Below are 551 nucleotides of genomic sequence, written 5' to 3' on the forward strand. Positions count from 1 at the left end.
CCCCGCCCCCGGCGTGTCGAATCGTGTCGTGCCCCGGGGCTCGTCCCGGTCGTTCCGTGTCATGGGCGTCGTGCCTCTTCCTCGTCCGGGGTGAGCAGGTCCGCGATGTCCAGGACGTGGTAGCCGCGCATCGAGGGCAGGCAGCTGCCCCGTACCGGTCCGATCGCCGAGGACCATTCCGGGGGGATGGCCCGCGCCCCCGAGAGCGCGCCCGCCAGGGCCCCCGCCACCGCCGCCGTCGTGTCCGCGTCGCGGCCCATGTTGACCGCCATGAGGACCGACGTACGGAAGTCGCCGCGCGCCGCCGTGAACGCGCCGAAGGCCAGGCCCACCGCCTCCGGGGCCAGGTCCGTCCACGGATAGCCGCCGATGACCACCGACGAGCGCACCGCGCGCTCCATGGTGAGCGTGTCCGGGTACTCCCGCCGCGCCGCGACCACCCCCCGCCGCAGGGTGCGGGCCGTCCACGAGTCCATCGGGATCACCGAGAGCGCCGCCGCGACCACCGACGTGGGACCCGCCCCCGCCATCGCCGCCGCGACCCCCGCCGC

General features: G+C 76.0%; 1 protein-coding gene. It reads right to left on the reverse strand.

Features of this window, described 5'->3' with window-relative positions; translation table 11 throughout:
• Positions 1-59: 59 nt before the first annotated feature.
• On the reverse strand, positions 60-551 hold a 492-nt coding region (locus GT042_RS35680; protein WP_161312825.1), incomplete at its 5' end, for an ADP-ribosylglycohydrolase family protein.

It is taken from the genome of Streptomyces sp. SID3212 (assembly GCF_009865405.1).
In the GTDB taxonomy this organism is placed as follows: Bacteria; Actinomycetota; Actinomycetes; order Streptomycetales; family Streptomycetaceae; genus Streptomyces.